Source organism: Rhodococcus sp. P4_B6, from assembly GCF_056402215.1.
Map to the genome: position 1 here is coordinate 1 of NZ_JBFUHV010000309.1, position 5,605 is coordinate 5,605.

Sequence of the window (5,605 nt, forward strand, 5' to 3'; positions counted from 1 at the left end):
CGCCAATTGCCGACGCCCGCGACCTTCAGCGGAAATGCCTGGGAAGGGCGCGACGTCGAACTTGTACCGACGTCGATGCACCGTGCGATCGATCTGTTCGCCAAGAACAAGATGGCGCGTGCAGCCTTCGGCGACGAGGTCTACGAGCATCTCCTCGCCTCCGCCCAGGCGGAGCTGACCTCCTTCGATTCCCACACGGTGACCGATTGGGAAACCCGCCGCTACTACGAACGTGTCTAACACCCTTGTCCATGAAAGGACCGCCATGCCATTGGATCCCATCGCCCAGAAGATGACCGACGACTCCCGTGCGTCGGGGCGACCGAACGCCCACCTGTTGCCGGTGGAGACCGCGCGGCAGAACTTCGAAGACACCTTCGGGGCGCTGACGAAGCCCGCGATCCATCACACCGTCGACGTCGAGATTCCCACGCGCGATGATGAGGGGATCCGCGGCCGGCTTTATCTGCCCAGCGAGGCGACCGACCTGCCGCTGACCGTGTACTTCCACGGCGGCGGCTGGTTGCTCGGCAGCATCGACTCCCACGACGTCACCACCCGGCTGCTGGCGACCGAATCCGGCAGTGCCGTGCTGTCCGTCGACTACCGCCGCGGTCCCGACTACCGCTTCCCCACCGCAGTCCACGACGCGATCGACGCCCTCGAATGGACGATCAGCGGCGACGCCCGGCTGCCGGTCGACATCACCCGCGTCGCCATCGCCGGAGACAGCGCCGGAGGCAACCTCGCCGCCGCCGTGGCGATTCATGTGCGTGACACCGGCGTCGCCAGGCTGCGTCACCAGCTGCTCGTCTACCCCGTCACCACCTGCGACCTCGACCGCGGATTCGACGACGAGTACCAGGGAATCATGCTCGAACGCGACGAGATGCAGTGGCACCAGGACAACTACCTGCCCTCCCCCGACTTCGCGCAGGACCCGCGGGTGGACGTCTTGTCGGCCGATCTGAGCGGGCTACCCGACACCACAGTCATCCTCGCCGAATGTGACCCGATCCGCCCGCAGGGCGAGCTGTACGCCGAAGCGGCACAGGCCGCGGGCGTCGCGGTCGAGGTGCACCAGACACTCGGCATGGTGCACGGCTTCTTCGGGCTCGACGAGGTGTTTCCCGCGGCCACCGCCGCCATGGAGTTCGCCGGTTCCCGGCTCGCTCGTGCCTTCGATCAGGAGCTCGTGCGATGACCCGCACCGCGCTCGTCACCGGTGCGGCCGGCGGGATCGGGCTCGCCACGGTACATCGTCTGGTCAAGGACGGTGTCCGGGTCGTGGCCACCGACGTCAAGGAACGGGTCGACGATCTGCCCAGCGGCGTGGAGTACGTGGCGTTCGACCTTCTTGCCGGCGAGCGTTTCGACGACCTGTTCGCCTCCTTCTCCGACGGCGGCCTGGACTACCTGGTCAATGCGGCGGGTGTGGCGTTCTTCGATCGCGACGGGTCGACGCTCGACATCGAGGAGTCGATCTGGGACACCACCCTCGGTATCAACCTGCACGGGCTGCGGAAGGTGATCAGGGCCGCGATCCCCCATTTGCGACGTGGTCAGGGCCGCAGCATCGTCAACGTGGCCAGCACCGCCGGGGTCCGCGGGATGGATTCTCCCCTCGACGCCTACCAGGTGAGCAAGGCCGCCGTGGTCTCCTTGACCCATGCCCTGGCGTTGCAGCTGGGCCCCGAGGGAATTCGGGCCAACACCGTGTGCCCCGGAGCGATCCTCACCCCGATGATCGACTACCTCTACGAGCGGGCGCCCGAGCGCCGCACCGACATGGAGAACCGGACACCGTTGCGCCGGCTGGGCCTCCCCGAGGACATCGCGGCCGCAATTGCGTTCCTGCTCTCCGACGAGGCGTCCTTCATCACGGCCGTCGACCTGGTCGTCGACGGCGGTTGGACAGCACAGATCAAGTAGCGACGCCGCGTGGTCGGGTCTCGGAGATCCGATCCCGGACACGCTCACACGCGCACCACCCCGGGGAGCCGATCCATCCCGGCCGCCCCCGAAAAACCCCTCAGCATCAGCAAATTTCCCTCTGGGGATTGACATCCACCTTAAAGGCCTAAATACTGAACCAATAGAGGTTTGGGGTTAGTCCACAAGGTCCCAGACTCCGGCCCCAGTACCAAGCCTTCAGACAGGAGAACGCCATGGCACCCAGCGCACGCGGGCGGACCACAGCACGAGTTGCCATCATCGGTTCCGGATTCAGCGGCATCGCAGCCGCGATCGCGCTGAAGAAGAAGGGGATCGAGGACTTCATCATCTTCGAGCAGTCCCCCGGACTCGGTGGGACCTGGTGGCACAACCGGTACCCGGGCGCCGAGGTCGACCTCGAGTCCCACATCTACTCGTTCTCCTACGAGCGCTATGACTGGAGCCGCACCCACGCCGGCTGGCAGGAACTGCAGGGCTATCTCGAGCACGTCGCCCGTAAGTGGGACCTGCACAAGCACATCCTCTTCAACGAGAAGGTCGAGAGCGTGACCTGGTCGGACGAGAACCACGACTACATCGTGGCCACCGAATCCGGCACCGATCACGGACGGTTCATGTCCGTCATCAGCGCGGTCGGCTTCCTCAACATCCCGTTGGTTCCGCCGTTCGCCCGCGGCGAGAGCGACTACGAGGGCGCCCTGTGCCACACCTCGCGGTGGATCGACGGCCTCGATCTGACCGACAAGTCGATCGGCGTGGTCGGCACAGGCTCGTCGGCAGTCCAGGTCGTCACCGAGGCCGAAAAGGCCGGCTCGGAAGTGAAGATCTTCCAGCTCGAGCCCAACTGGTTGCTCCCCAAGAACAGCCGGGACTTCACCGAACAGGAGCGCAAGCTCAACCGCTTCGCACCGATCTACGCCTGGCGGCGGTTCAAGCTGTACGCCGACTACGACAAGCGGCAGTACCGGGCCAGTCACGCCCGCTCCGACGGCCGGACCAACAAGGTCAAGCGTCAGCAGTCGCTGGAATTCATGCAGCGCGAGCTCGGTGATCGTCCCGATCTGATGGAGCTGGTCACCCCGAAGTTCGCCTACGAGGCCCGGCGCACCGTGGTCAGCGACACCTACTACGCGGCGCTCAAGAGCCCCAAGGTCAGCCTGGTCCCCCACGGCGTCAAGGGACTCACGCGCACCGGCGCCGTCGACGCCAACGGCGACGAGCACGACCTCGACGTCATCATCCTCGCGACCGGGTTCGACGCAGCGAACTACCTCGGCAACTACCGGGTCCGCGGCGAGAACGGCGCCGATCTGCACGGCCACTGGGAAGGCGAGCCCGAGGCCTTCCTCGGGATGATGGTGCCCGGGTTCCCGAACTTCTTCATCATGTACGGCCCGAACACCAACGCCATTCCCCTGGTGTCCTTCTACGAGGCGCAGGCCAGCTTCGCCGCCGGGCTGATCTCCCGCGCCGCAAAGAAGGGCCACACCCGAATTTCAGTGCGGCGCTCGGCGTTCCTGATCTACAACGACTGGGTACAGAGCGCGTTGGGTAAGACCGTGTGGGCCACGACCCGCAACTACTTCCAGTCCGGAAGCGGCAAGATCGTCTCCCAGTGGCCGTTCAGCGCATCGGCCTACATCGCGGCGACGAAGTTGCTGCGCCGGCTGGCCGTCAAGACCGACTGACGGTCCTGAACTTGCCGGCACCCGCGCCCCCAGCCGACGGGTGCCGGCAACCTGCTCCAGCCGTTGGAGACCGGCTGGACCGTGGGAGGGGAAGCTACTCGGAGCTTCCCCTCCCAATTCGGCGCCACAACGCCGTGGGAGAACCGCCCGCCGCGACACCACCGTGTCGCGGCAGGTTACACCGCGTTCCCCGCGAGAGCACCACTCCACCGCACCAATGCCGTGTCGAACGAAGATCACCGGTACACCGTTGCGACAGAAGACTCTAGACCCGTGAAACAGGCTGGAAGCCAGCCACACCCATGACTGCCGACGTCAGTCGAGAAAGAGGTAGCCACCATGACGAGCGCAGCAGATACCTCCGAACTAGCGGCGTTCGCGCCGAGCCCCGAGTTCACCGCCACGGCCAACGCCGGCCCCGACCTGCAGGCTGCCGCAGACGAGGACCGACTCGCATTCTGGGCGACACAAGCCGAGCGCCTGCACTGGCACACGCCCTTCACCGARGTACTCGACTKSTCCGACGCACCCGTCGCGAAATGGTTCGTCGGCGGCGAGTTGAATGTCGCCTACAACTGCGTCGACCGCCACGTTCTCGCCGGCAACGGCGACCGCGTCGCCATCCACTTCGAAGGCGAACCGGGCGACACCCGCGACCTCACCTACAACGACCTGCTCACCGAAGTSWSCAAGGCCGCCAACACCTTCACMGRYCTCGGACTCGTCGCCGGCGACCGCGTCGCGATCTACATGCCGATGATCCCCGARGCCATCGTCACCATGCTCGCCTGCGCCCGCCTGGGCCTGACCCACTCCGTGGTCTTCGCCGGCTTCTCCGCCAGCGCCCTGCGCTCCCGCATCGACGACGCCGAAGCCAAACTCGTCGTCACCGTCGACGGACAGTGGCGCCGCGGCCAGGCCGCACCCCTCAAGCCCGCCGTCGACGAAGCGGTCGACGGGGCCGCGTCCGTCGAGCACGTCCTCGTCGTCAAGCGCACCGGCATCGACGTCGAGGTCACCGASGGCCGGGACCTGTGGTGGCACGAGACCGTCGACAAGGCGTCCGGCACCCATCAGGCGACCCCGTTCGACTCCGAGCACCCGCTGTTCATCCTCTACACCTCCGGCACCACCGGAAAACCCAAGGGCATCATCCACACCTCCGGCGGCTACCTCACCCAGGCCTCCTACACCCACCACAACGTCTTCGACCACAAGGCCGGCCAGGACGTGTACTGGTGCACCGCCGACATCGGCTGGGTCACCGGCCACAGCTACATCGTCTACGGGCCCCTGTCCAACGGCGTCACCCAGGTGGTCTACGAGGGCACCCCGAACTCCCCCGACGAGCACCGCCACTTCCAGATCATCGAAAAGTACGGTGTCAGCATCTACTACACCGCACCCACCCTGGTGCGCACATTCATGAAGTGGGGCCGCGACATTCCCGACGCCCACGACCTGACCTCGATCCGGCTCCTCGGCAGCGTGGGCGAACCCATCAACCCCGAGGCCTGGAAATGGTTCCGCGAGGTCATCGGAGGAAACCAGGCCCCGATCGTCGACACCTGGTGGCAGACCGAGACCGGCGCCATCATGATCTCCCCGCTGCCCGGGATCACCGCCACCAAACCCGGCTCCGCGATGGCACCGCTGCCCGGCATCTCCGCGAAGATCGTCGACGACGACGCCAACGAACTCGGCGCCRGCGGATCCGGCTACCTCGTGCTCGACAAGCCGTGGCCGGCGATGCTCCGCGGAATCTGGGGCGACATGGACCGCTACCGCGAAACCTACTGGTCCCGCTACCCCGAGCAGGGCTGGTACTTCGCCGGCGACGGCGCCAAGTACGACGAGGACGGCGCCCTGTGGGTGCTCGGCCGCGTCGACGACGTCATGAACGTCTCCGGACACCGCATCTCCACCTCCGAGGTCGAATCCGCCCTCGTCGGACACCACGG

4 protein-coding genes and 1 pseudogene are annotated in these 5,605 nt (G+C 66.2%); all 5 read left to right on the forward strand.

Annotated features, from left to right (window positions below):
- Positions 1–240, forward strand: a pseudogene (locus AC1DWT_RS49240) (glutamine synthetase family protein); the annotation flags it as partial.
- Between the two features lie 25 nt (positions 241–265).
- On the forward strand, positions 266–1,204 hold the full coding sequence (locus AC1DWT_RS49245; protein WP_477926059.1) for an alpha/beta hydrolase: 939 nt from the start codon (positions 266–268) through the stop codon (positions 1,202–1,204).
- Complete coding sequence (locus tag AC1DWT_RS49250) at positions 1,201–1,932, forward strand: SDR family NAD(P)-dependent oxidoreductase (RefSeq protein ID WP_095861408.1); 732 nt, start codon at positions 1,201–1,203, stop codon at positions 1,930–1,932. Before AC1DWT_RS49245 ends, AC1DWT_RS49250 begins: the two co-directional genes overlap by 4 nt.
- A gap of 236 nt (positions 1,933–2,168) precedes the next feature.
- The gene (locus AC1DWT_RS49255) at positions 2,169–3,644 is read left to right on the forward strand and encodes a flavin-containing monooxygenase (RefSeq protein ID WP_477926060.1); all 1,476 of its coding nucleotides are present in this window, start codon (positions 2,169–2,171) and stop codon (positions 3,642–3,644) included.
- Positions 3,645–3,983: 339 nt separating this feature from the next.
- On the forward strand, positions 3,984–5,605 hold a 1,622-nt coding region (gene acs, locus AC1DWT_RS49260; RefSeq protein WP_477926061.1), incomplete at its 3' end, for an acetate--CoA ligase.